20 protein-coding genes and 1 pseudogene are annotated in these 23,661 nt (G+C 67.1%); 9 read left to right on the top strand and 12 right to left on the bottom strand.

Annotated features, from left to right (window positions below):
- Nucleotides 1–97: 97 nt before the first annotated feature.
- On the bottom strand, nt 98–1,063 hold the full coding sequence (locus N5D45_RS14950) for a sodium:calcium antiporter (RefSeq protein ID WP_164193369.1): 966 nt from the start codon (nt 1,061–1,063) through the stop codon (nt 98–100).
- A 74-nt stretch (nt 1,064–1,137) separates the two neighbouring features.
- Nucleotides 1,138–1,794: a hypothetical protein gene (locus tag N5D45_RS14945; RefSeq protein ID WP_019338588.1), complete on the bottom strand. Its 657-nt coding sequence runs from the start codon at nt 1,792–1,794 to the stop codon at nt 1,138–1,140.
- A 124-nt stretch (nt 1,795–1,918) separates the two neighbouring features.
- On the opposite strand from N5D45_RS14945, the pseudogene N5D45_RS14940 reads away from it, so the two are divergent.
- Nucleotides 1,919–2,455 (top strand): annotated as a pseudogene (locus tag N5D45_RS14940) (hypothetical protein).
- Nucleotides 2,456–2,583: 128 nt separating this feature from the next.
- On the opposite strand, the gene hmgA reads toward N5D45_RS14940, so the two are convergent.
- Nucleotides 2,584–3,891: a homogentisate 1,2-dioxygenase gene (gene hmgA, locus N5D45_RS14935; protein WP_010482677.1), complete on the bottom strand. Its 1,308-nt coding sequence runs from the start codon at nt 3,889–3,891 to the stop codon at nt 2,584–2,586.
- A gap of 102 nt (nt 3,892–3,993) precedes the next feature.
- Complete coding sequence (hppD, locus tag N5D45_RS14930) at nt 3,994–5,106, bottom strand: 4-hydroxyphenylpyruvate dioxygenase (RefSeq protein WP_029379836.1); 1,113 nt, start codon at nt 5,104–5,106, stop codon at nt 3,994–3,996.
- Nucleotides 5,107–5,235: 129 nt separating this feature from the next.
- Between hppD and N5D45_RS14925 the strand changes: the two genes are divergently transcribed.
- On the top strand, nt 5,236–5,730 hold the full coding sequence (locus N5D45_RS14925; protein ID WP_050815698.1) for a MarR family winged helix-turn-helix transcriptional regulator: 495 nt from the start codon (nt 5,236–5,238) through the stop codon (nt 5,728–5,730).
- Nucleotides 5,731–5,811: 81 nt separating this feature from the next.
- Here N5D45_RS14925 and N5D45_RS14920 read toward each other — a convergent pair whose 3' ends face one another.
- From N5D45_RS14920 to N5D45_RS14905, 4 genes are all read right to left on the bottom strand, one after another.
- Nucleotides 5,812–6,951: a hypothetical protein gene (locus N5D45_RS14920; RefSeq protein WP_279939236.1), complete on the bottom strand. Its 1,140-nt coding sequence runs from the start codon at nt 6,949–6,951 to the stop codon at nt 5,812–5,814.
- A gap of 201 nt (nt 6,952–7,152) precedes the next feature.
- A complete protein-coding gene (locus N5D45_RS14915; protein ID WP_019338594.1) occupies nt 7,153–7,758 on the bottom strand; it encodes a thioredoxin family protein in 606 nt (201 codons plus the stop codon).
- Between the two features lie 19 nt (nt 7,759–7,777).
- On the bottom strand, nt 7,778–9,277 hold the full coding sequence (locus N5D45_RS14910; RefSeq protein ID WP_043399407.1) for an oligopeptide:H+ symporter: 1,500 nt from the start codon (nt 9,275–9,277) through the stop codon (nt 7,778–7,780).
- Between the two features lie 181 nt (nt 9,278–9,458).
- Nucleotides 9,459–10,334, bottom strand: coding sequence for a tryptophan 2,3-dioxygenase family protein (locus N5D45_RS14905; protein WP_228354875.1), 876 nt, complete (start codon nt 10,332–10,334; stop codon nt 9,459–9,461).
- 336 nt (nt 10,335–10,670) lie between these two features.
- On the opposite strand from N5D45_RS14905, the gene pdhA reads away from it, so the two are divergent.
- The 4 genes from pdhA to N5D45_RS14885 are packed head-to-tail and all read left to right on the top strand — an operon-like array spanning nt 10,671 to nt 14,550.
- Nucleotides 10,671–11,753, top strand: a complete 1,083-nt coding sequence (gene pdhA / locus N5D45_RS14900) for a pyruvate dehydrogenase (acetyl-transferring) E1 component subunit alpha (protein WP_019338597.1) — start codon at nt 10,671–10,673, stop codon at nt 11,751–11,753.
- Complete coding sequence (locus tag N5D45_RS14895) at nt 11,746–12,813, top strand: alpha-ketoacid dehydrogenase subunit beta (RefSeq protein WP_019338598.1); 1,068 nt, start codon at nt 11,746–11,748, stop codon at nt 12,811–12,813. Before pdhA ends, N5D45_RS14895 begins: the two co-directional genes overlap by 8 nt.
- Before the next feature lies 1 nt (nt 12,814).
- The gene (locus tag N5D45_RS14890; RefSeq protein WP_005411349.1) at nt 12,815–13,168 is read left to right on the top strand and encodes an SH3 domain-containing protein; all 354 of its coding nucleotides are present in this window, start codon (nt 12,815–12,817) and stop codon (nt 13,166–13,168) included.
- On the top strand, nt 13,165–14,550 hold the full coding sequence (locus N5D45_RS14885; protein WP_228354876.1) for a dihydrolipoamide acetyltransferase family protein: 1,386 nt from the start codon (nt 13,165–13,167) through the stop codon (nt 14,548–14,550). Before N5D45_RS14890 ends, N5D45_RS14885 begins: the two co-directional genes overlap by 4 nt.
- A 120-nt stretch (nt 14,551–14,670) precedes the next feature.
- Here N5D45_RS14885 and N5D45_RS14880 read toward each other — a convergent pair whose 3' ends face one another.
- The 3 genes from N5D45_RS14880 to N5D45_RS14870 all read right to left on the bottom strand — a co-directional run bounded on the left by N5D45_RS14880 (nt 14,671) and on the right by N5D45_RS14870 (nt 16,591).
- Nucleotides 14,671–15,057 carry a VOC family protein gene (locus N5D45_RS14880; protein ID WP_164193383.1) on the bottom strand — a complete coding sequence of 129 codons (387 nt, stop codon included), beginning with the start codon at nt 15,055–15,057 and terminating at the stop codon, nt 14,671–14,673.
- Between the two features lie 191 nt (nt 15,058–15,248).
- A complete protein-coding gene (locus tag N5D45_RS14875; protein ID WP_164193386.1) occupies nt 15,249–15,956 on the bottom strand; it encodes a YafY family protein in 708 nt (235 codons plus the stop codon).
- Nucleotides 15,956–16,591 carry an NAD-dependent dehydratase gene (locus N5D45_RS14870; RefSeq protein ID WP_204309701.1) on the bottom strand — a complete coding sequence of 212 codons (636 nt, stop codon included), beginning with the start codon at nt 16,589–16,591 and terminating at the stop codon, nt 15,956–15,958. Before N5D45_RS14870 ends, N5D45_RS14875 begins: the two co-directional genes overlap by 1 nt.
- A 107-nt stretch (nt 16,592–16,698) precedes the next feature.
- Here N5D45_RS14870 and N5D45_RS14865 point away from each other — a divergent pair, with 107 nt between their 5' ends.
- Nucleotides 16,699–18,237 carry a GGDEF domain-containing protein gene (locus N5D45_RS14865; RefSeq protein ID WP_057503640.1) on the top strand — a complete coding sequence of 513 codons (1,539 nt, stop codon included), beginning with the start codon at nt 16,699–16,701 and terminating at the stop codon, nt 18,235–18,237.
- 95 nt (nt 18,238–18,332) lie between these two features.
- Here the strand turns inward: N5D45_RS14865 and N5D45_RS14860 are convergent, their stop codons facing one another.
- Entirely contained in the window at nt 18,333–19,259 is a 927-nt protein-coding gene (locus N5D45_RS14860) for a DUF808 domain-containing protein (protein ID WP_279939234.1), read from the bottom strand.
- 161 nt (nt 19,260–19,420) lie between these two features.
- On the opposite strand from N5D45_RS14860, the gene N5D45_RS14855 reads away from it, so the two are divergent.
- Both N5D45_RS14855 and N5D45_RS14850 read left to right on the top strand, forming a co-directional pair.
- Nucleotides 19,421–21,112, top strand: a complete 1,692-nt coding sequence (locus tag N5D45_RS14855) for an AarF/UbiB family protein (RefSeq protein ID WP_043399423.1) — start codon at nt 19,421–19,423, stop codon at nt 21,110–21,112.
- Nucleotides 21,113–21,352: 240 nt separating this feature from the next.
- Nucleotides 21,353–23,458: a phosphoglycerol transferase I gene (locus tag N5D45_RS14850; protein ID WP_164193391.1), complete on the top strand. Its 2,106-nt coding sequence runs from the start codon at nt 21,353–21,355 to the stop codon at nt 23,456–23,458.
- Nucleotides 23,459–23,661: the final 203 nt, after the last annotated feature.

The raw sequence follows: 23,661 nt of genomic DNA, 5'->3' as shown, positions 1-23,661 counted from the left end.
GCGAGTGCCAACCAAGGTTGGCACCCACCGGGTGATCGGTGGTGGGTGCCGACCGTTGGTCGGCACGAAATCAACCGCATCCACGCATGGCGTGGATCTACAACGCTGGTGCGCCCACCAGCAGCAGCTCCAGCACGAGCCAGCCGACGAACGCGACCAGCAGGATCACGCCTTCGCCACGGCTGATCTTCAGATCGCCACGCAGCATCGGGTACAGCACCAGCGCGAACGCCAGCAGCGCCGGCAGCTCCAGGCGCACGAACGAGGCCGGCAACGCCAGCGGCTGCAGCACTGCCATCGCACCAATCACCAGCAGCAGGTTGACCACGCTGGAACCCAGCACGTGGCCCAGCACCATGTCGCCATGCCCGCGACGCGCGGCGGCGATGGCGGTGGCCACCTCCGGCAGTGCGGTGCCGATCGCCACCGGCAGCAGGCCGACCAGCAGGGGCGTCCAGCCCAGGGCTACGCCGAAATCCGCGGCGGCGCCCACCACCAGGCGCGCGCCCCAGTACAGCGTCAACGCGGCAATCAGCACGCGCAGCACGTTCAACGGCAGGCTCGTGCGGCTCAGCGCGGATTCGGCAATGGCCGCCTGCACCGCCGCGCCTTCGCTGCGGCCACGGCGCAGCAGCAGCACCTGCACCACGATGAAGCCGGCCAGCAGTATGCCGCCCTCCCAACGTGCGAGACCGCCATCAAGCCCGAACAGGATCAACAGCACACCCGCCGCCAGCAGCGACCACCACAGCACCGTCTGCAGGCGCGCGCGCAGCAGCAGGGGCGCAGCCATGGCCGCCACGGCGAGGGTCAGGCCCAGGTTGACGATGCTGCTGCCCACCGCGTTGCCCAGGGCCAGCTCCGGTTGGCCCACCGCCAGCGCGCGCGCATTGACCGCCAGTTCCGGCAACGAGGTGGTTACCCCGAGCAGCAGCAGCCCGGCAGTGAACGGGCTGGCCCCGAAACGTTGGGCCAGGCCGGACACGGCCTTGACGATGGAGTCCCCGCCCAGCGCCAGCAGCAGCAGGCCGAACAGGAACCAGGCAATGGCAATGGCGATCATCGAGCACTCCCCCCAGCAGTGGTGGCGCGATTCTACGCTTGGCCCGCACGCGCGGCTGGGCCGTGGATCAAGGATCAGCCACACCCTTCCGCATAATCGACCTGCGGGGTCTGCCCGACGCGCCAGGCACCCACCCGGCCATCGGCACCGAGCGCGAAGTCGATCACCGCCCCGCCCTCCTGCGCCGGGCGAACGCGCAGGTGCTGGGCCTTCTCGTCGTACTTGTCAGGGCCGACATCGGCCCGCTCCGGGTACAGCACCTGCAGCTCACCCAGGGTCATGCCGACCTTGCCGCCGCCTGGTGCGGTGATGGCGGCGCTGCGCACGTCGTAGCGCACCAGCTTGCGGCCTTCGATCATCAGGCGCGGGTCCTCGGCATCCTGCGGGCGCAGGAAGTAACAGCCATCGTTGCCATCGTCAGCCGGCAGCGGCTTGCCGGCGGCATCGGTGCCCAGCCCCTGCAGCGGCGTGCCGAAGCCGGCGCGCACGTCGGCGATGCCGGCCCCCAGCTTCGCACCAGCGAAGCCGTCCAGGCGGGCTGGACTGTCCTTGCGGAGGTCGTTCGCCGGGCGAGCCGCCAGATCAGGATCCGTCGACTGGGCGGGGCCGGTCGCCGAGGCGGTTTCCGCCGGAGTGTCGCTGCCGCTGCCGGCCGCCCCCTGCTTGTCGGGGCCGCCACTGCAGGCGGCGAGCGAAAGGAGCAACAGACCAGCAATCGGGAGGTGCTTCATCGGTGCGGTTCCCTGGCACGAAGATGGCTGCACGCTAGCCCATCCGGTGTGCAGGCGCTGCATTGTCATCGCGGTTTCATCGCCTTCGTTCAGGCTCGGCGAGCACCGACATGCCGTCCCTTCCATGCAACCGCGCAAGACCGATCTCGCCCGAACCGCGCTGCAGGCCCACCGCGCGCCGCTGGACATGCGCCAGCGCCGGCTGCTGATCCTGTGCGACGGCCAGCGCACCGTTGCCGACCTGACCGGTCTGCTCGGCCAGGAAGCACCGGCGATGGTCATCCAGCTGGTACAGGCGGGGTACCTGAGCACCGGCACGGGCGCCACGACCCCGGCACCGTCGACCGCAGCCGCAGCAACGCCGGTGCCCACGCCGCCGGCAGCCACACCTGCTGCACCCGCGATCGAACGTCGCCGCTCGCTGGTGGCCGCGCGCATCTACGTGCTGGGCATATTGGAGATGCAGCGCCACCCGCAGGCGGCAGCACTGTTCCGTGACCTGCAGCAGGCGCGTGCGGAAGAATAGGTGCTTCAGCGGCTGCAGTCAGCGATGCAGATGCTGCCCGGGCTGACCTCGGAGGGCTATTGCCAACGCGTGCGACAGCGCCTGCTGGAGGCGTTGCCGCTGGAGCATTGCGAGGCGTTCGCCGAAGTGGCGTAAGCGCAAGTTCCGGCGGAGAGCATCCACGCATGGCGTGGACCTACTGCATCACGACCGCCTTTCGCTAGATCCACGCCATGCGTGGATGCGATCAGGATCCGTGCCGACCAAGGTCGGCACCCACCACGCTAGCGGGACGACCGGAAGTTGTTACGCAGGCCGTTCCAGCACTGCTGGTAATCGCCCTGGCGGTGGCCGGCGGCCAGCGCCTGTGCGGTCGGGCGGATCACCGCACGGGTCTCGAACATGAAGGCCATCGTGTCCTTGATCACATCGGCCTTGGACAGATCGGCATTGGACGCCTTGTCAAAGGTCGGCGCGTCCGGGCCGTGACCGCTCATGCAGTTGTGCAGCGACGCGCCACCCGGCACGAAGCCTTCGGCCTTGGCATCGTAGGCGCCATGCACCAGGCCCATGAATTCGCTGGCGATGTTGCGGTGGAACCACGGCGGGCGGAACGTGTTCTGCGCCACCAGCCAACGCGGCGGGAAGATCGCGAAGTCCATGTTGCTGGTTCCCGGCGTGTCGCTGGGCGAATGCAGCACCAGGAAGATCGACGGGTCCGGGTGGTCGTAGCTGATCGAACCGATGGTGTTGAAGCGACGCAGGTCGTAGCGGTACGGCGCGTAATTGCCGTGCCAGGCCACCACGTCCAGCGGCGAATGGTCGATCGGCGCACGCCACAGGCGGCCTTCGAACTTGGCGATCAGTTCGAAGTCGCCATCCACATCCTCGAACGCCGCATGCGGGGTCTCGAAGTCGCGCGGATTGGCCAGGCCGTTGGAACCGATCGGTCCCAGGTCGGGCAGCTTCAGCAGCGCACCGTAGTTCTCGCAGATGTAGCCGCGGCTCGGGCCATCGGGCAGTTCGACGCGGAAGCGCACGCCGCGCGGGATCACCGCGATCTGCTGCGGCTCGATCTCGATCACGCCCAGCTCGGTCAGCAGGCGCAACGCGCCCAGCTGCGGCACGATCAGCAGTTCACCGTCGGCGTCGTAGAAGTAGCGGCCGACCATGTCGCGGTTGGCAGCGTAAAGGTGGATGCCCACGCCGGCATGCGCGTCGGGCGAACCGTTGCCGCCCATCGTGTACAGGCCTTCGACAAAGTCGGTCGGCAGCTCCGGCAGCGGCAGCGGGCTCCAGCGCAGCTGGTTCGGCGAGGCCGGCTGTGCGCCGAAATCACACTGCAACTGCGACTGCGCAAACGGAGTGAACTCGCCATGGGTCACCGCCGGGCGGATCCGGTACAGCCAGCTGCGGCGATTGCTGCCGCGCGGCGCGGTGAAGGCGGTGCCGGTCAACTGTTCGGCGTACAGGCCGTGAGCCACCTTCTGCGGCGAGTTCTGCCCGACCGGCAGCGCGCCGGCGACGGCCTCGGTGGCGAATTCGTTGCCGAAGCCGGACTGGTAGCCGCGGGCGGTGATGGCGGGGGACATGGGGGCTCCTGGGTACGGCGAGACCGGAACGGAAAGCAGCCGAGCATGGCCCGGCTCTACAGATGGGCAGGCGCCGGGACTGGCCCGGCGCTACCGATGACCTTACAGCACGCCGCGGCGGATCTGGTCGCGTTCGATGCTCTCGAACAGCGCGGTGAAGTTGCCTTCGCCGAAGCCTTCGTTGCCCTTGCGCTGGATGATCTCGAAGAAGATCGGGCCGATGCAGTTCTGGGTGAAGATCTGCAGCAGCTTGCGCTGGTGGGTTTCCGGATCGGCATCGATGAGGATCTTGTTCTTCGCCAGGCGCGGCACGTCTTCACCGTGGTTCGGCACGCGCTGGTCGATCACATCGAAGTAGGTCTCCGGCGTGTCGAGGAAATCCACGCCCTGCGCGCGCATCGCTTCGACGGTCTCGTAGATGTTCTCGGTGAAGCAGGCGATGTGCTGGATGCCTTCGCCCTTGTACGCGTCCAGGTACTCGTTGATCTGGCTCTTCGGGTCGGACGATTCGTTCAGCGGAATGCGCACGATGCCGTCCGGCGCGGTCATCGCCTTGGACACCAGGCCGGTCTTCAGGCCCTTGATGTCGAAGTAGCGGATCTCGCGGAAGTTGAACAGGCGCTCGTAGTAGTCCGACCACTGCTGCATGTTGCCGAAGTACAGGTTGTGGGTCAGGTGGTCGATGAAGGTCAGGCCGAAGCCCACCGGGTGCAGGTCGGCACCGGCGATCGGCTCGTAGTCGCCGTCGTAGATGCTGCCGGCCGCGCCGTAGCGGTCGACCAGGTACAGCATGCAATCGCCGATGCCCTTGATGACCGGGGCGCTGACCGCCTTGCTGTCCGGCTTGAAGGCAATGGCTTCGGCACCGTTGCCCAGTGCGGTCTGGTAGACCTCCTGACCCGGTTTCTTGAAGCGGATGGCGAAGCCGCAGGCGCACGGACCGTGCTTCTCGGCGAAGTCGGCGGCGAACGAATCGGGGTCTTCATTGACCAGGAAGTTGACGTCGCCCTGACGATAGACGGTAATCGAACGCTGCTTGTGCTTGAGCACCGCGCTGAAGCCCATCTTCCGGAAGTACGCGTGCAGCTCCTGGCCACGGCCGGCCGGGGCGGCGAATTCGACGAACTCGAAGCCGTCGATGCCCATCGGGTTCTCGAAGGTGGTGACCTGCATGCCGGGGTTGGGGTGCGAGGCGGTCGGGACTGCGGTATTCATGGCGTGGCTCCGAATCGGTACCGCATCGGTACAAACCAGGTGCGGGCAGGTAGGGACCCGGCGAGAATGCAGGGTCTGGACCTACCCCTTATAGTTACACTTGAAACCACCAGCAAGGTGCACCGCAACATGAGCCCCGCCGATCCCGCCTCGACCCGCCTGCGTGCCTCGCACGTCCTGCTCGACCTGGAACAGTTCCTGCCGTACCGGCTGAGCGTGCTGTCCAACCGGGTCAGCGGCAACATCGCCAAGCTATACGGTGATCGTTACGGTCTGGCGATTCCCGAATGGCGGGTCATCACCATCCTGGCGCTGTACCCGGGCTCCTCGGCCAGCGAGGTCTCCGACCGCACGGCGATGGACAAGGTGGCGGTCAGCCGCGCCGTGGCCCGCCTGCTGGAGCGCGGCTTCATCAAGCGCGAGACCCACGGCGACGACCGCCGCCGCTCGGTGCTGGCGCTGTCCGCAGCCGGCTTCGAGGTCTACGAGACCATCGCGCCGATGGTGATCGAGATCACCCGCAAGCTGATGTCGGTGCTGAGCGAAGAGGAAGAGCAGGTGCTGGAAAAGCTGATCCTGCGCCTGGCCGGTGACGGCCTGGAGCGGATGGGCGAAGGGGTCTGAAAGAAAAAGGGGACGGAGTGGATTAAGTCGTTTCAGGCACACGAGTGCTGATTACGGCTTAATCCCCTCCGTCCCCTTATTTCAGCTCAGATGCTTGCGGCGCGCATGGATCCACGGCACCGCCAGTGCGGCAATGGCACCGCCGGCGAAGCCGAGCGAGGCGGCAACCGTAGCCGCTTCGACCGCCCCCGGCAGCGCCAGCGCGGCAGCTACAAGCAGCAGCGACGGCAGGCCGACGAAGGTGCCCAGGAAGAAATGCCAGCGCGGCGACCAGGTGTTGAGCTGCAGCAGGCTGACCGGCTGCCAGGCGTCGGATGCGGCATCTTCGGCGATCTTCGCCACCGCCTTGGCCAGGTCCACTTCCGGCAGCGCGCGCCCCAGGCGAGCGGTCGCCAGCAGTTCGGCCACGGCCTCCACCGGCGGGAAGCTGGACGGCCACGCCACCGGCGCCGGCACGCCATAGGCGGTCAGCAGCGGCACGCTCAGCCACGGCGCCACCAGCGGACGCATGCGGCGGCGGCCCTGCACGCACCAGATCTGCGGCTGGCCGTGCGCGGTGACGCTGTACAGCGCCAGTTCGTTGGCCGGCGGATAGCCGAGCATGGTCACCCGTGCCGCCAGGCTGTCCTGGCCCATCGCGCGCAGGAAACCGGGGCGGCTGCGCCCTTCCTGCATCCACGCCAAGCCGAGTGCACCCACCAGATAGGCCTCGGCCACGTCCTTGCTGCCGGCGGCGGCGCGTTCGTCGCTAGCCAGGTACCAGGCCAGCGATTTCGGTTCGGACACATCGTCCAGGCCCCAACGGCTGTCGTCCCCCAGCACATGGCGCACTGGCAGGCGCGCGGGCGCGGTTTCGCCACGCTCGCCTGGCTGCAGGAACGGCAGCACGCCCTGGATGAAGGTGGACAGTTCGATCGCACGCACGCCATGGCCCTGCCATTCCGGCGGCAGCAACCCGGCCAGCTGGCCGTCGGCGGCCAATGCATCGAGCCGTGATTTCTGCTCGACCAGTTTCTGCACCGCCCCCTTCAGCACCACGTTGTCGGGCAGCGCGATCTGCGGCAGGCGATGGCGCGGCGGGGCCAGTTCAACACTGTCCTCGCCGGTACCGGCGTCATCCAGCAGCGCCTCCTGCGGCGGCAGGGTCACGCCCTCGCCTGCTTCGCCTTCGGCCAGAGTACTGGCAGGTTCGGGCAGTCGTTCGGCGTGGTCGCTGTGCATGGGCGTTCCGGTAGGTTGCATCGACGGGTGTCGACTGAGGTCCTTGCCGGTAACGGCGAGCGCGTTGCGATATTGAGATGCCGATTTCGGGAATGTGACCGCAACCACACTAGATCCACGCCATGCGTGGATGCGACCCGACATCAGTGCCGGCCAACGGTCGGCACCTGCCGAGCATGCCGGCCAGCAACCGGCACTACCCTATTCCGGTTTGTCAGGTGCCCACTGCTTGAGGAACGCGGTCACGCGCGCGGGCTGGAAGGCTTCGCCCTTGCGCAGCTCGCCGGTGGCCTGCGACACCAGCAGTCCGCCATCGGCATCGAGCACCAGCAGGTACGGGTAGTCGCGCTCCATCATCGGGAACTGGGCGAAGAAAGCGGTATTGGGTTGTTCGTCGCTGGCGTTGACCTTTACCCACACGTAGTGGGCATCGCGGAAGCGGCGCAGATCACCGTTGCCTTCCACCAGCTCGTCCAGCGCCCGGCAGCGATCGCAGGCGGCATTGCCGACCTCGAGCAGGATGCGCTTCTTGCCGCGCTGGGCTTCCACCTTGGCGGTGGCCAGATCGTCGGCGGGGTTGCGGGCCGGGTCGAACTGCGCGCCGAGCCCGGCGATGGCGGCAATATCCGCCGCCACCGGGGTGTTGCCCGAGGCCACCGGTTCGCTGGGGTCAGCGACCGGTGGCTCGGTGGGTCGGGTATCCAGCGGCTGCGTAGGCTCGGCGGCGGCAGGCGGTTGCGGTTGGGAACAGGCGCCGATCAGCGCCGCACAGACCACCACTACCGCAGTACCGAGCTTGCTACGCATGCCTTCTACCCTCTCATCATTACTTGACGCCGTGCATCAGCTTGTTGATCAGCGGGGCGATCAGGAACAGCACCACGCCGGAGCCGATCAGGGCCCAGAACCCGAAGGTATACCCCTTCAGGGCCGACTCGACCGTCATGCCGCCTTCACCACTGACCACGCCGGCGAAGATGCCCGACAGGTTGTTGCCGATGCCGGTAGACAGGAACCAGCCACCCATGCCGAAGCCGACCAGGCGCACCGGGGCCAGCTTGGTCACCATCGACAGGCCGATTGGTGACAGGCACAGCTCACCCACGGACTGGATGACGTAGACCATGAACAGGGTCCAGAACGGGATCTTGCCGTCCACGACCATCTGCGACAGCGCGTACATCAGCAGGGCGAAGGCGGCGCCATTGAACAGCAGGCCCAGGCCGAACTTGCGCGGGATGGACGGATTGGCGCGGCCCATGGCCACCCAGATCCAGGCGATGATCGGGGCCAGGGTGATGATGGCCACCGAGTTGACCGACTGGAACCACGCGGTCGGGAACGTCCATTCACCGAACTGGCGGTTGACGATGTTCTCGGCCAGGAAGGTAAACGAGCTGCCGGCCTGTTCGAAGAACATCCAGAACATCACGTTGAAGGCGAAGATGATCAGCATGGCGATCACGCGGTCGCGCTGCACCTTGCCCTCGCGGATGCCCTCGACCAGCAGCAGGATGGCCAGCGCGGTGAACATCGCACCCAGGATCCAGGCCAGCGCGGTGGCGCCGGTGGCCAGCAGGAAGTACGCGACCGGGATGGCGACCACGGCACCGGCCAGCACCATGATGATGCGGCCGAAGCCTTCAGCGCCGGCCGGCGGTGCACCGATGCCCTTCAGGCCGGCGCGACCGATGTAGAACCACACCAGCGAGATCAGCATGCCCACGCCCGAAGCGATGAACACGACCTTGTAGGATGGCATGGCATCGGTACCGAAGACCTTGCGGGCCAGGTACTCGGTCAGCACCGGGGCGATCATCGCGCCAATGTTGATGCCCATGTAGAAGATGGTGAAGCCCGAATCGCGGCGCTCGTCCTTCAGGCCGTACAGCTTGCCGACCATGGTCGAGATGTTCGGCTTGAACAGGCCATTGCCGACGATGATCGTGGCCAGGCCGAGCTTGAAGATGTGCTCCTGCGGCAGCGAGATCATGAACAGGCCGGCGGCCATGATGATCGCGCCGGTCAGGATCGATCGCTGATAGCCCAGTACCCGGTCAGCCACGTAGCCACCGAAGATGGCTGCGGCATACACCAGGGCCAGGTAGGCACCGTAGATGCGGCTGGCGTCGCCTTCACCGGCAGCGCTGCCGTTGTAGAACTGGGCAACGATGTACAGCACCAAGGCCCAGCGGATGCCATAGAACGCAAAGCGCTCCCAGAACTCGGTCATGAACAGCATCCACAACGGGCGCGGGTGGCCCAGCGTGGTCTTGAAGTCCGGCAGCGCCGGCTCTGGGGTGTTCGCAGTGGCGTTTACGCTCATGCGGGTTTCCTGGTTCGGTGGATGACGAGCACGTCCGCTGTGCAGTTGGAGCAACGCGCGAGGATCACCGACTTCTGGCGTTCACGTCAAATACACGCCGTTTGAGGCAGGTGCCAGCCTGCTCGCTGAACTTGCATCTGAAACGATCCAGTCAGTGGCCGGGATCCAAGCTGAATACGGATCAGCCCTGTGCTGGCGGGGGCCCGGCCTGCAGGCTGGTACGCACCTGGAACAGCTCGGGGAAGAAGGTCAGTTCCAGCGCCTTGGCCAGGAAGCCCACCCCGGACGAGCCGCCGGTGCCGCGCTTGAAGCCGATCACCCGCATCACGGTGCGCATGTGGCGGAAGCGCCAGAGCTGGAAGGCGGTCTCCAGGTCCACCAGGTCCTCGCACAGCGCGTACTCGCGCCAGTAGCGGTCGGTGTCCTGGTAGATGCGCTCGAAGACCGGCTGCAGTGCGTCGTCGGCCACATGCGGCTGGGTCCAGTCGTGGTTTTCATACACGGCCGGTACGGCGTGGCCGAAGCGGGCCAGGTACTTCAGGAACTCCTCGTACAGGCTGGGCGCCTCCAGCACGGTGCGCAGCTGCGCCTGTCCGGCCGCATCGTGCTCGAACACCTGCAGCATCTGCGCGTTCTTGTTGCCCAGCAGGAACTCGATGTAGCGGTACTGCAGCGACTGGAAACCCGACGACGGGCCCAGCACGTCGCGGAAGCCCATGTATTCGGACGGGGTCAGCGTTTCCAGCACCGACCACTGCTCGGTCAGCTGGCGCAGCACCTGCTTGCTGCGCGCCAGTACCTTGCGGCACTGCCAGACTTCATCGCGCTGCAGGAAGCCGATTGCGGCGCGCAGCTCATGGCCCAGCAGCTTCAGCCACAGCTCCGAGGTCTGGTGCTGGATGATGAAGAGCATCTCGTCATGGTGCGGCGGGTTGGACAGCGGCTGCTGCGCGCTGAGCAGCTGGTCCAGCCGCAGGTAGCCGCCGTAGGTCAGGCGCCCCTGCAGGTCGGTGTGGATGCCGGCTTCGAGATCGCGTTGGTTGTTGTCGACGGACATGGGTGCGGCCAGATCGGGGGCGGCAAGGGTAGCGCGTTGCCAGCCGCGCGGGCAGCCGCGCTGTCCATACCGGGGCGTGCGGTGCCCCGTGGAGCATTGGCCGATGCGGGGCCTGCGCGTGGAACCGATCGGGTCGTTGCGCCAGCAGTCAGCCAGAGGCGTATTCTGATGCTTTGCAGCAACGACTGAATACGTTGTTGTTATTGGCCCCTCACCCGCCGGCAGGGGTAAAACAGGGCGTTGCCGTGTTGCGGCGCAGGAAGGCTATTCCGTACGCGTTCCTTAACATGGCGATTCATATCATTTGTAACTTCTCTGTCGAAGGTGCAGTACGCAATGACGGTTGCCGCTGAATTCAAGATCGAATACCTGCAGTACCTGGACGCGGACGGCAAGCTCGTCCGCGATGACCTGCCCGCGTCGCTGCGCGACCCCAAGGTCCTGGTACCGCTGTTCAAGCAGATGCTGTTCGTACGTACGTTCGACAGCAAATCCATCGCGCTGCAGCGCACCGGCAAGCTGGGCACCTATGCCGCCTGCCTGGGCCACGAAGCGGCGCACGTGGGCATCGGCGCAGCGATGCAGAAGGACGACGTATTCGCGCCTTCGTACCGCGAGTATGGCGCGATGTTCATGCGTGGCGTGCGCCCGCACGACGTGCTGATGTACTGGGGCGGCGACGAACGCGGCAACGATTACGGCGGCAACGCGGCCAAGGACTTCCCGTTCTGCGTGCCGATCTCCACCCAGTGCCTGCATGCCGCAGGCGCCGCGCTGAAGTTCAAGCTCAACAAGGAACCGCAGATCGCGGTGGCCGTGTGCGGCGACGGCGGCAGCTCCAAGACCGACTTCTACGCAGCCCTGAACTCGGCCGGCGCCTACAAGCTGCCGCTGATCCTGTGCATCGTCAACAACGGCTGGGCCATCTCGGTCCCGCGTTCGGCCCAGACCGGTGCCGAAACGCTGGCGCAGAAGGGCCTGGCCGGCGGCCTGCACTGCCTGCAGGTGGACGGCAACGACCTGATCGCCGTGCTGGCGGCGATGGAGCAGGCACGCGAGCGTGCGCTGGCCGGCGACGGTGGCACCGTGCTGGAACTGATGACCTACCGCCTGTCCGACCACACCACCGCCGATGACGCGCGCCGCTACCGCGACGACGCCGAGGTGAAGGATGCCTGGCAGCGCGAGCCGATGCTGCGCCTGCGCAAGTACCTGATCAACGCCGGTGTGTGGAGCGAAGAAGAGGAAACCGCCTGGGTTGCCGAGTGCGGCACGCGCGTGGACGAGGAAGTGAACCTGTACCTCAACACGCCGGTGCAGCCGGTCGAGGCGATGTTCGACTTCCTGTATGCCGATCCGCCGCCGGACCTGCTGGCCCAGCGTGCCCAGGCGATCGCCCTGGAGAAGCGCCATGGATGAGATCAAGAACGGCGCGCCCGGCGCGCACACCAACGCCGCCGACAGCGCTGCTGTCGCGCGCGGAGAAGAGAGCATGACCACCACGCCGATCACCCTCATCGAAGCCATCACCCAGGCGCTGGCCTGGGAGCTGGAGCACGACCCGTCGGTGCTGGTGCTGGGCGAGGACGTGGGCGTCAACGGCGGCGTGTTCCGCGCCACCGCCGGCCTGCAGCAGCGCTTCGGTTCCGAACGCATCCTCGACACCCCGCTGGATGAAACCACCATCGCCGGCCTGACCATTGGCCTGGCCGCGCAGGGTATGAAGCCGGTGGCAGAAGCCCAGTTCGATGGCTTCATGTACCCGATGGTCGACCATATCGTCTGCCACGCCGCACGCCTGCGTTACCGCACCCGTGGCCGCCTGCACTGCCCGATGGTGCTGCGCGTGCCGTGGGGCGGTGGCATCCGCGCGCCGGAACACCACAGCGAAGCCAACGAGGCGATCTTCACCAACGTGCCGGGCCTGCGCGTGGTGCTGCCGTCGTCGCCGCAGCGTGCGTACGGCCTGCTGCTGGCCGCGATCCGCGAACCGGATCCGGTGATCTACATGGAGCCCAAACGCATCTACCGCCAGTACAAGGAAGTGGTCGTCAACGACGGCGAAGCCTTGCCGCTGGACGTCTGCTTCGTGCTGCGCGATGGCACCGACGTGACCCTGGTGACCTGGGGTGCGCAGGTGAAGGAAGCACTGGAAGCGGCTGACAAGCTGGCCGGCGAAGGCATCAGTGCCGAAGTCATCGACGTGGCCACGCTGCGCCCGCTGGACTTCGCCACCATCGCCGAATCGGTGGCCAAGACCGGCCGCTGCGTGATCGTGCAGGAGGCCCCGAAGACCGCGGGCTTCGGCGCCGAGATCGCCGCGCGCCTGGCCGAGGAATCGATCTACGACCTGCTGGCGCCGGTCGAACGCGTCACTGGCTACGACACCCACATTCCGCTGTTCCGCCTGGAAATGAAGTACCTGCCGAGCGTTGAGCGGATCGTGGCTGCAGCCAAGCGCGCGGTGGCGGCCGGCTGACGTGCGGGCCCGCCTTCTGGGGGCTTACCGCAGCCAGTATCCCAACCCGCTCCGGTTCCACACCGGCCAGATCGTCGAAGTAGGTGTCCGTGACGAGGAATGGCCGGCGTTTGCCTGGGTACGCACCAACGATGGGCGCGCTGGATGGGCGCCCATCGCGTGGTTGCAGCTGCTGGACGAGGGTCGCGCCGAAGCCCTGTGCGACTACGACGCCCGCGAGCTGGATGTGGAAAGTGGCGAGATGGTGAAGCTTCATCACGAACACGGTGGGTGGTGGTGGTCCGAGCGCGCCAATGGCGCGACGGGCTGGCTGCCGGCCCGCGAACTGGAACTGCTGGAAGAGAACTGCAAATGAGCCAGACCAAGAACTTCAACCTGCCCGACCTGGGCGAAGGCCTGCCGGACGCGACCATCGTCGAGTGGTTCGTCAAGGAAGGCGATGTGATCAAGCTGGACGAGCCGCTGGTGTCGATGGAGACCGCCAAGGCCGTGGTGGAAGTGCCCTCGCCGTTCTCCGGCAAGGTGCTGAAACTGTCCGGCGGCGCCGGCGACATCATCCCGACCGGCTCGGTACTGGCCAGCTTCGAACTGGACCCGAACCTGCCGCAGCGTGCCGATGGCCAGGACACCGGCCACAGTCATGGTCACGCCGCACCGGCCGCTGCACCGACGCCGCCGCCGCTTCCCGCTGCCGCCGCACCGGTGGCCGCAGAAGAAGCCAAGCCCGCCGCAGCCGAGCGTGATGACGCCGGTACCGTGGTCGGTGCGATGCAGAGCTCCAATGCCGTGCACGCCGAACAGGCGCTGGCCGTCGGTGGCGTCAAGGCCGTGCCGGCCGTGCGTGCGATGGCGCGCAAGCTGGGCGTGGACCTGACCCGCGTGCCAGCCACCGGCACCGATGGCGCCGTGACCATGGCCGACGTCAAGCAGGCCGCCGCCAACGGCACCGCCAAACTCGGCGCCGCCCCGGCACCGGTTGCCGCCGCGTATGCCGCGCCGGCCCCGGCGCAGATACCTGCCCCGGTGCAGAGCGAAGCCCGCACTCCGCTGTCCGCCGCCGGCAAGCCGATGCGCACCCAGCCGCCGGGCGTGGTCGCCAAGGGCCAGCCGGAACCGCTGAAGGGCGTGCGCCGCAACATGGCCCGCGTGATGGCCGACGCGCACAGCAAGGTCGTGCCGACCACGCTGAACGACGACGCCGACATCCACGCCTGGCTGCCGGGCAACGACGTCACCGCCCGCCTGGTTCGCGCCATCGTCGTTGCCGCACAGAAGGTGCCGGCGATGAACGCCTGGTTCGACGGTGAAGCGCTGACCCGCACCCTGCACGCCCAGGTGGACATCGGCATCGCCGTGGACACCGACGACGGCCTGTTCGTGCCGGCCCTGCGCAATGCCGACATGCTCGATGCACGCGGCATCCGCGAGGGTGTAAACCGCCTGCGCGAGCAGGTGGAATCGCGTTCGATCGCCGCCTCGGAACTGAGCGGCTACACCATCTCGCTGTCCAACTTCGGCATGTTCGCCGGCCGCTATGCGACCCCGGTCGTGGTGCCGCCGTGCGTGGCCATCGTCGGTGCCGGCCGTGCCCGCCACCAGATGACCCCGGTGATGGGCGGCGTGGAAGCGCACAAGGTGATCCCGCTGTCGGTCACCTTCGACCACCGCGCAGCCACGGGGGGTGAAGCCGCCCGCTTCCTGCGCGCGATGATGGACGACCTGGCGCTGGCCAGCTGATCCAGCTGATCGGTGGGTGCCAACCTTGATTGGCACATGAACTGGAAAAACGCCGGGCACTGCCCGGCGCTTTTTTACGCCCGCATCCACGCATGGCGTGGATCTACAAAACGCGTGCGATCAATCGCGCGCGACCATACCCTCGGCACGGCTGTACACACGCAGGCGATGACCATCCGGGTCCGCACCGACGAAGGTGTGGCCAAACTCCAGCGTCACCGGCGCCTGCAGAATCTGCACGCCGAGCGCGCGCCACGCATCATGCGTCTGCTGCACCGTCTCGGGGTCGGCGACCAACATCGCCAGTTCCGCGGCGCCGGCCTGCGCGGACACCGGCGGCTGCACGTCATCGCGCTGCCACAGGCCCAGTGCGGCGCCATCGCCGAGCAGGAACAGTGCGAAGCCGGGCGACTGCTCGACCGGCGGCTTGCCGAGGATGCCGCCGTAGAAGGTGGCGCTGGCGGCGACGTCGCGCACGTACTGCAGCAGGGTGCTGGGCGTGAACATGGGGAGGCTCCGTTGTTGGGAGCAATCATGGTGGTACGGGCCTGCTGACAGATTCTGTCAGCAGATTCGTCTGTCGGTAGAGTCGACTGTCAGTCGACTGCTCTTCCTTCAGCCTGCTTGCCCCCCCCCCCGCTGCGCGCGATAGTCGACTAACAGTCGACTCTACCCCCCGCTCCCGGCTGTTGCTGTGGTTATGAGCGGTCCAGCCAGTCCGGTGCGATGCCCTGTGCCTTCTGCCACCGCCGCAGCAGGGTGGCGCGTGGCACGAGGTAGTGATCCTCCAGCACACGCACCTGGCGGATGCGGTCCAGCCGGAAATGACGGAAATCCTCGCGGCGCTCGCACCACGCCGCCAGCATCGGCACTTCATCGAAGTAGCCCAGCGCGAATGGCCAGACGGTGCGCTCGGTACGCTGGCCCTGCGCGTCCTCGTAGCCGAACTTCAATCGCTGCTGCGAACCCACAGCTTCACGCACGGCCTGCAGGCGCGCGGGGGGAACCTTGCTCCCAGCGCGCGAAGGGCCCACGCGCAGGCCGCTATCACGCAAGGCCTCGCGGCGCGCCGCAGGCAACACATGGGCGATACGCGTCAGGGCATCACGTGCGGCCTCGGCCAGCGCAGGCTCGGTGCGGGCCGCGACCCAGCGCAGGCCCAGCACCAGCGCATCGATCTCGGCCGGTGGCAGGGTCATCGGCGGCAGGGTATCGCTCGGCGCCAGCTGGTAGCCGACGCCGGCCTCGCCACGCAGGTCGGCGCCCTGCTCGCGCAGGGTCTCGATATCGCGGTACAGCGTGCGCAGGCTGATACCCAGCGCATCGGCCAGCACCTGCCCCGCGACCGGCCGTCGATGACGACGCAGCAGCTGCAGCAGCTGGGTCAGGCGCAGCGCTCGCGACATCAGCCGACCAGCGCGCGCGACGCCACCACGTGCTCGCCCGGTTGCGGGGCCAGCGCGGCCTCGACCAGTGCCTTGGCGATCTCGCTGGCCGGGTTGATCCGCCACGCCCGCGGCAGTACCGGCCCCAACGCGCCGAGTACCGTCAGTGCGAAACGCTCGCCGCGACGCACCTCGTTGCGCTCGCCCCCGATCAGGCCGGGACGGACCAGGGTCAACGAGTTGAAGCCCAGCGCGCGCAGGTCACGCTCCAGCTCGCCCTTCACCCGGCTGTAGAAGATCGACGACTGCGGGTTGGCGCCGGCCGCGGAATTCAGCACATAGGTACTGGCCCCCTGTGCCTGTGCGAGCCGTGCGAACGCCAGCGGATAGTCGTGGTCAATGCGATGGAAGGCCTCGCGGCTGCCGGCCTGGGCAATGGTGCTGCCCAGCGCGCAGATGACCGCGTCCACGCGCTCCCATTCGGGCGAAGCGGGCAACGCATCGAAGGCCAGCACCGGGTTCTCCAGCTTCCCGTGAGTTACACCCAACGGGCGGCGGGTGGGCGCCACCACGGCGCTGCAGCGCGGGTCGTCCAGCAGCCTGGGCAGGGTCAGCCCACCGACCAGGCCGGTCGCCCCCAGCAACATCACGCGCATCAGCACCTCCACTGCGGCATCCTGTCGCCCATCCTAGCCGTTCAAGCCGTCGGCGGCCGCGCCGATATGCTGGAACCAGTCCCTGCCAGCCCCCCAGGATTCGCTCCATGACGGACCAGCCCGACCACCGCCCTGCCCCCGGTACCGCCCTTGGGCCGCCGGCACGCGTGCGCGCGGTGGTGGACGATGGGCTGGGTAACCGCGTGGTGCTGCAGGGCGGCGGTGGCGTGGCCCTGCAGCAGCTGTTCGCAGGCGCCGACGCGCCGGAACCGCTGCTGGCGGCGTTCGCCAACGGCATGGCCACCCTGCCGGGCGAGCTGGGCGACATGGGCGACCGCCTGCAGTCGGCGCAGGCCAGCGCCGATTGGCCGCGCTACGGCCGCGCGATGCGGCAGTTGATCGACAAGTACATCCGCACCATCGAACAGCATTCCCCAGACGGGCAGCCGGAAAGCCTGCGCCTGTCCGAGCAGCTGCGGTTGCTGCTGGGCGGTGCGGTGGTGGCCCTGCTGCAGCACGACCCGGACCTGCGCGAACAGGCGCAGGCCCTGGCCACGCGCCTCCGCCAGTGGCAACCGGGTACCGCACTGGAGCCGATCGAACAGGGCGTGCGCGAACTCGGCCACCAGGTCGGCGTGCGCGCCGAGAGCTGGCAGGAGCAGCAGGCGCTGCTGTTGGAGCTGTTCGCCCTGTTGCTGGAGAACGTGAGCGAGCTGCTGGATGACCGCAGCTGGCTGCAGGGCCAGATCGCGGCGGTGCGCCAGTTGCTGGACGGTCCGTTGGAAGCCGAAGCGGTCGAGCGCACCCGCGCCGAGTTGCGCGAAGTGATCTACAAGCAGGGCCTGCTGCGCCAGGGCATTGATGATTCGAAGGCGGCGATGCGCGGATTGATGGGCGAGTTCATCGAGCGCATGGATGGCATGGCCACCAGCACCGGTGAGTACCATGACCGCATCGGCAGCTACGCGCTGCAGCTGCGTGAGGCGCGCAGCATTGCCGACCTCAACCAGCTGCTGCAGGAGGTGATGCGCGATACCGGCAAGGTGCAGCAGCAGGCTGCGCAGGCCCGCGATCACCTGGCCAGCGCGCGGCAGGAAGTGGAACGCGCAGAGCAGCGCATTGCCGAGCTGGAGCAGGAACTGCGTGCTGCTGGTGACCTGGCGCGTATCGATCCGCTGACCCAGGCACTGAACCGCCGCGGCCTGGACGAACTGCTGCAGCGTGAGCTGGCGCGTGCCATGCGCAACAACTCGCCGCTGGGCGTGGCGGTGATCGATCTGGATGATTTCCACCTGACCAACGAGGCGCACGGTCACGCTGGTGGCGATGCTTTGCTGCAGCACCTGGTGGCCGTGTGCAAGCTGCTGCTGCGCGCCACCGACGGCATCGCACGGTTGGGCGGCGACGAGTTCGTTCTGGTACTGCCGGAAACCCAGGGCGCCGACAGCATGGCCACCGTGCAGCGCCTGCAACGTTCACTGGCGCACCGCGTGCTGACCGTGCAGGACCGGCGCGTGCCGGTGCATTTCAGCGCCGGGCTGGCGCAATGGCAACCCGGTGACGATACCGAGACCCTGCTGCGCCGCGCCGATGACGCGCTGTATGCGGCCAAGCGACAAGGCAAGAACCGGGTGCAGGCGGGCTGATGATCCAGCGTGCAGACGCTGTAGCGCCCGAGCCCATGCTCGGGCGGCGGCGCGCAGCGCCGTAGAGCAGCCGAGTGTGGGCTCGGCTCTACAGATCATTTCCCGCGCAGCTTCTGGAACCCGGTCACCGCCGCCAGCACGATGGCGCCGGCGATGATGCCGACCACCATGTTGGCCGCAGCACTGATCAGCCAGCCCCACTGCCCTTCACCGCCCAGCGCCTGCACCGCGTGGTGCAGCGCCGGCACGTTGTGCACCAGGATGCCGCCGCCGACCAGGAACATGGCGATGGTGCCAGCCACCGACAGGAACTTCATCAGCCACGGCGCCGACGCCACCAGACCGCGACCGAAAGCGGCAATGGCTCCGCCCTTGCGCGACAGGTACAGGCCGACGTCATCAAGCTTCACGATGCCCGCGACCAGCCCATAGACGAACACCGTCATCGCCAATGCAACCACGGCCAGCGTGACCACCTGGTTGGTGAACGGCGCGGTGGCCACCACGCCCAGGGTCAGCACGATGATCTCGGCCGAGAGGATGAAGTCGGTGCGGATCGCGCCCTTCACCTTGTCCTTCTCCCACGCCACCATGTCCACCTGCGTATCGGCCAGCGCCTTGCGCCGTTCGGCCTGATGCTCGGCGTAGTCCTCGGCTGAGTGCAGGAAGCGGTGCGCCAGCTTTTCCACGCCTTCGAAACAGAGGAAGGCACCACCGATCATCATCAGCGGCACGATCAGCGGCACGTTCCAGCCGCGGCTGTGCAGCCAGGCCTCCAGGGCGCTGATCGCCAGTGCTGCCGGTACCAGGATCACCTTGTTGACCAGCGAGCCCTTGGCCACCGCCCACACCACCGGCAGCTCGCGGTTGGCGTTGACCCCGGTCACCTGCTGCGCGTTCAGCGCCAGGTCGTCGCCCAGCACACCGGCGGTTTTCTTCGCCGCGACCTTGGTCAGGACCGAGACATCGTCGAGGAGGGTGGCGATATCGTCGAGCAGGGCGAACAGGCTGGCACCGGCCATGGGAAGTCCAGAGAGGGAATGAGCGGATTCTGACCGATACCGGGGCGGCTGCGGAAGCGGTCGGATTCACCGCGTGCCTACCGCCCCCCGGCGACACTGCGGAATCCGGACATTGCTGGCCAGCGGCCGGCACGACCGTCTTTGCCGCATGGGAGTTCCGCTTGAGCAATCCGCCCACCGCCAATGGCAATCCCCCGCTGGTCAAAGGCATGAACCGGCGCAGCCAGATCCTGCGCCTGTTGATGCGCTACCGCCATTCAGGCGTATTTTCCGGCATGAACCTGGATGCCGCGGGCAATCCGGCCGACGTACCGGCAGATGGCAACCCGGAACAGTTCGTCAGTGACCTGGAAGCCTTGGGGCCCACCTTCGTCAAGCTGGGCCAGATGCTCTCTACCCGCCCGGACATGGTGCCGGTGGAGTTCGCCACGGCGCTGGAGCGCATGCAGGAGAAGGTGGCCGAGATTCCGGTCGAGCGCATCCATGCCATCGTCGAGCAGGAACTGGGCGCCCCGGTGAACAAGCTGTTCGCTGCGTTCGATCCCGAGCCACTGGGCTGCGCGTCGATCGCGCAGGTGCACCGCGCGGTGCTGCACGATGGCCGCCAGGTAGCAGTGAAGGTGCAGAAGCCTGAAGTCGCCGCGCAGCTGCGCTCGGACCTGGAGGCGCTGCGCAGCTTCGCGCTGGCCGCCGACCACCTGACCCAGGTGGGCCGCCGCGTGCGCCTGCGGGATTGGCTCAACGAGTTCGCCAAGACCCTGATGCAGGAGCTGGACTACCACGCCGAGGCCGAGAACCTGGCCCGCTTCGGCCGGCACCTGAAGCCGTTCCGCCGCCTGTGGATACCGCAGCCGCTGTGGGACTACAGCAGCCAGCGCGTGCTGACCATGGAACTGGCCACCGGCGTGCGCGTGGATGCGATTCCCGATGTGCGCCGCACCGAGCAATCGATGGACCCGCTGGCGGCGGCGCTGATCCGCGGCTACCTCGACCAGATCTTCGTGCACGGCGAGATCCACGCCGACCCGCACCCCGGCAACCTGCGGGTGATGCCCGATGGCCGGCTGGCGATCTTCGACCTGGGCATGGTCGCGCACATGCCGCCGCGCCTGCGCGAGCGCTTGCTGAAGATCCTGTTCGCCGCGGTCGACGGCCGTGGCGAGGAAGTGGCCGACGACCTGATCAGCATCAGCACGCGGCTGGAGGCGTTCGACGAGGAACGTTATCTGCGCGAGACCGGCCAGTTGATCGCGCGTTACGCCGCCAGCGGCACGTTCTCCGAAGGCCGCGTGGTGCTGGACATGGTGCGCATCGCCACCGCCTGCGGGCTGCGCACGCCGCCGGAACTGAGCCTGCTGGGCAAGGCACTGCTCAACCTGGAAACCGTGTGCCGGCTGCTGGCACCAGAGCTGGAAACACGTCGCATCGTCGAGCGCCAGCTGCAGCACGTGATGCGCGCACGCCTGAAGAAATCGCTGTCTGCCGCCAACCTCGCCAGCGAGGCGATGGAGCTGCAGCAGCTGCTGCGCGATGGGCCGCGCAAGCTGTCGGACATCATGGCCCTGCTGGCCGAAAACCGCCTGCAGATGAAGGTGACCGGCCTGGAAGAATCGCGGTTGATGGAGAACCTGCAGAAGATCGCCAACCGCGTCGCGGCCGGCATCATCAGCGCCGCGTTGATCATGGCCGCCGCGATGATGATGAAGATCGACACCGGCTGGCATCTGTTCGGCTACCCGCTGATTGCGCTGATTCTGTTGTTCATCGGCGTGGTGCTCGGCCTTGGCATCGTGACCAGTGCATTGCTGTTCGACCGTCGCGCACGGGCACGCGAAGAACGCGGGCATCGCTAGCGCATCAACGAAAACGCCGTATTCATGCGGTTTTTAATGCAATCCAACGTAGCCTTTCACGCTCGTTTTACCTTCTGAGCGCGATTTCGCGCGCGTCATTCCAACAAACATTTCAGTCAGGTTCGTGCATGCACTATCGGGTCATCGGCCTGTCATGTGCATGTGCTTGCGACAGCGCCGGTCGGATGGACACGCGTCGGTACGACGTCCATCAACATCCCGTCACTGCCGAAGCTGCCTATGCTCTGGATACTGTTGTTGTCGTTGTTGCTGCTGTGCTGGCTGTTCCTCGCGTCCGACAAGTGGGTGTGGTGGAAGGCCAGCGCATTCTCGCTGCTGCTGCTCATGCTCAGCGCATGGTGGCTGATCGACAAGCTGTCCGGTGATGGACTCAACGCTGCAACCCTGTACCACCTCGGCGCCGACATGGAAGGCGCCGGTGTCTCCGACTTCAAGGGCTACATCGCCGGCTTCATCGTGCTGGCGCTGGTCTCGCTGCTGCCGCTGTTCGCCACGCGGGTGAAGCGCTGGCGCCGGCCCGGCCACGGTGGCGCGTTGTTCGCCGGTTTCGCGGCCGTGTGGGTGGCCACGATCATGATCAGTCCACTGGCCCGCGACGGCCAGCGCCTCTACCAGCAGCTGCGCCCGGTCGACTTCGCCCGCATCGCCCCCGAGTACCAGGTGCCGACGCAGCCGCTGCAGCGCCCGCGCAACATCGTCTGGATCTACGGCGAAAGCCTGGAGCGCACCTACCTGGATGAGAACGTGTTCCCGGGCCTGATGCCCAATCTCAACCGGCTGGCCACACAGTCGCTGGACGTGCGCGGGCTGGCCTCGGCCGAAGGCAGCGGCTGGACCATCGCCGGCCTGGTGTCGTCGATGTGCGGCGTGCCGTTGACCACCTCGCAGGGCGATGAGAACAGCATGGACCGCATGGGCAGCTTCCTGCCCAAGGCGGTATGCCTGGGCGACTACCTGAAGCAGCAGGGCTACACCAACCACTATCTGGGCGGTGCCAACGGCCAGTTCGCCGGCAAGGGCCAGTTCCTGGCCAGCCACGGTTTCGATGAAGTGCATGACCTGGCCTGGTTCAAGCAGCAGAAGAAGATCGGCCGCATCCACTACTCGGCCTGGGGCGTGCACGACGACGTGCTGCTGGACACCGCCTACCAGCGCTTCGAGCAGCTCTCGCGCGCCGGCTCGCCGTTCATGCTGACCACGCTGACCATGGATACCCATCACCCAGCCGGCCATCTGCCGGTGTCGTGCAAGGGCGAGCGCTACCAGAGCCAGTACGGCAACATCAACATGCTCAACGCGCTCAAGTGCAGTGACCGGCTGATCTCGCAGCTGGTGCAGCGCATCCAGGCCAGCCCGTACGGCAAGGACACGTTGATCGTGATCGCCTCCGATCACCTGGCGATGCCCAACGATCTGACCCACATTCTGACCCAGCAGAAACGCGAGAACCTGCTGCTGTTCCTGGGCGATGGCATTGCCCCGCAGCAGCTCAGCGCCGACGCCGGCACCACCCTGGATTCGGGTGCGACCCTGCTCAGCCTGCTGGACCCGAACCTGAAGACGATGGGCTTTGGCCGTTCGCTGATCGATACCCAGCGCGCGCCGAGCGCCAGCGTCGCCGCACGCCGCGACGGTGGCCGCGACTACCCGCAGTATCTGGCCTTCGCCCGTTCACTGTGGCTGGGTGAACCGACCCGCGAGCTGAAGATCGACGGCGACGACCAGGTGGTGGTCGGCCTGCAGCACGTGCAGCCACCGGTGCTGCTCGAGTACGACAAGGACTGGGGTTTGAAGTCCGTGTATCTGGAAAACACCTCGCGCCAGTTCGATGATGCCAACCCGGACAACACCCTGGCCTATGTCGACCGTTGCACCGCGTTCGAGGACGGCTCGGCCGACGGTGACTGGTGCGCCCTGCTGGTCAACCGCGACAACGGCATCAAGCTGTACCGCGACAACGACCTGCGTGGCGGCATTGCCGTGGATGCGCCGCTGGACGCCTTCCAGGGCCCACGCCCGAGCGTGCGCCAGGCACACATGATCACCCAGAAGGGCCGCCGTACCCGCGCCGGCCAGTACATGCTGCAGCTGGTGGCGAGTACGCGCCCGGATCGTGGTTTCTGGATCGAAGCGGTGTCGTCGCAGCGCAAGGTGGTGCTGGCCCAGCAGTGGGTGCAGCCCGATGCTGACGGCAAGATCAACGTGTCGTTCGGGCTGGATCACGAAGTGGACGATCTGGAGATCCGCGCGTGGTTGAACCACGCCGAGAAGCTGGCGGTGGATACGTTCGCACTGGTGCCCTCGCGCAGCCGACCGCGCGGGTAGGGTTCTTTGCAGGGCTGCGCCCTGCACCCGCTACAAACCGGGGCAACAGCAACGGCAACAGCGTGCATTCCGCGGGATGGCGGGGCGGTGTCGGAGTGCGGGGACGCCGTAAATCCGTCCCTGGAGGCTTGGCAGCCGCATCCATGCGGCTGACACCCCGCACTCCGACACCGCCCCACCTCTGACAGATTCCTGCGGCTGTC

This window comes from Stenotrophomonas sp. GD03819 (assembly GCF_029841665.1).
In the GTDB taxonomy this organism is placed as follows: Bacteria; Pseudomonadota; Gammaproteobacteria; order Xanthomonadales; family Xanthomonadaceae; genus Stenotrophomonas; species Stenotrophomonas geniculata.
The sequence above is the reverse complement of the archived record's forward strand: the minus strand, read 5'-3'. Positions and strand labels throughout refer to the sequence as shown.

Bases quoted from the DNA above. Each gene is read 5' to 3' on its own strand.
- N5D45_RS14915 (WP_019338594.1), bottom strand. From the start codon at position 7,758: ATGCGTAGCAAGCTCGGTACTGCGGTAGTGGTGGTCTGTGCGGCGCTG.
- N5D45_RS14880 (WP_164193383.1), bottom strand. From the start codon at position 15,057: ATGTTCACGCCCAGCACCCTGCTGCAGTACGTGCGCGACGTCGCCGCC.
- N5D45_RS14945 (WP_019338588.1), bottom strand. From the start codon at position 1,794: ATGAAGCACCTCCCGATTGCTGGTCTGTTGCTCCTTTCGCTCGCCGCC.
- N5D45_RS14905 (WP_228354875.1), bottom strand. From the start codon at position 10,334: ATGTCCGTCGACAACAACCAACGCGATCTCGAAGCCGGCATCCACACC.
- N5D45_RS14925 (WP_050815698.1), top strand. From the start codon at position 5,236: ATGAGCCCCGCCGATCCCGCCTCGACCCGCCTGCGTGCCTCGCACGTC.
- N5D45_RS14885 (WP_228354876.1), top strand. From the start codon at position 13,165: ATGAGCCAGACCAAGAACTTCAACCTGCCCGACCTGGGCGAAGGCCTG.
- N5D45_RS14910 (WP_043399407.1), bottom strand. From the start codon at position 9,277: ATGAGCGTAAACGCCACTGCGAACACCCCAGAGCCGGCGCTGCCGGAC.
- hmgA (WP_010482677.1), bottom strand. From the start codon at position 3,891: ATGTCCCCCGCCATCACCGCCCGCGGCTACCAGTCCGGCTTCGGCAAC.
- N5D45_RS14870 (WP_204309701.1), bottom strand. From the start codon at position 16,591: ATGCGCGTGATGTTGCTGGGGGCGACCGGCCTGGTCGGTGGGCTGACC.
- N5D45_RS14875 (WP_164193386.1), bottom strand. From the start codon at position 15,956: ATGTCGCGAGCGCTGCGCCTGACCCAGCTGCTGCAGCTGCTGCGTCGT.
- N5D45_RS14920 (WP_279939236.1), bottom strand. From the start codon at position 6,951: ATGCACAGCGACCACGCCGAACGACTGCCCGAACCTGCCAGTACTCTG.
- N5D45_RS14950 (WP_164193369.1), bottom strand. From the start codon at position 1,063: ATGATCGCCATTGCCATTGCCTGGTTCCTGTTCGGCCTGCTGCTGCTG.
- N5D45_RS14850 (WP_164193391.1), top strand. From the start codon at position 21,353: ATGCTCTGGATACTGTTGTTGTCGTTGTTGCTGCTGTGCTGGCTGTTC.
- pdhA (WP_019338597.1), top strand. From the start codon at position 10,671: ATGACGGTTGCCGCTGAATTCAAGATCGAATACCTGCAGTACCTGGAC.
- N5D45_RS14860 (WP_279939234.1), bottom strand. From the start codon at position 19,259: ATGGCCGGTGCCAGCCTGTTCGCCCTGCTCGACGATATCGCCACCCTC.
- N5D45_RS14895 (WP_019338598.1), top strand. From the start codon at position 11,746: ATGGATGAGATCAAGAACGGCGCGCCCGGCGCGCACACCAACGCCGCC.
- N5D45_RS14865 (WP_057503640.1), top strand. From the start codon at position 16,699: ATGACGGACCAGCCCGACCACCGCCCTGCCCCCGGTACCGCCCTTGGG.
- hppD (WP_029379836.1), bottom strand. From the start codon at position 5,106: ATGAATACCGCAGTCCCGACCGCCTCGCACCCCAACCCCGGCATGCAG.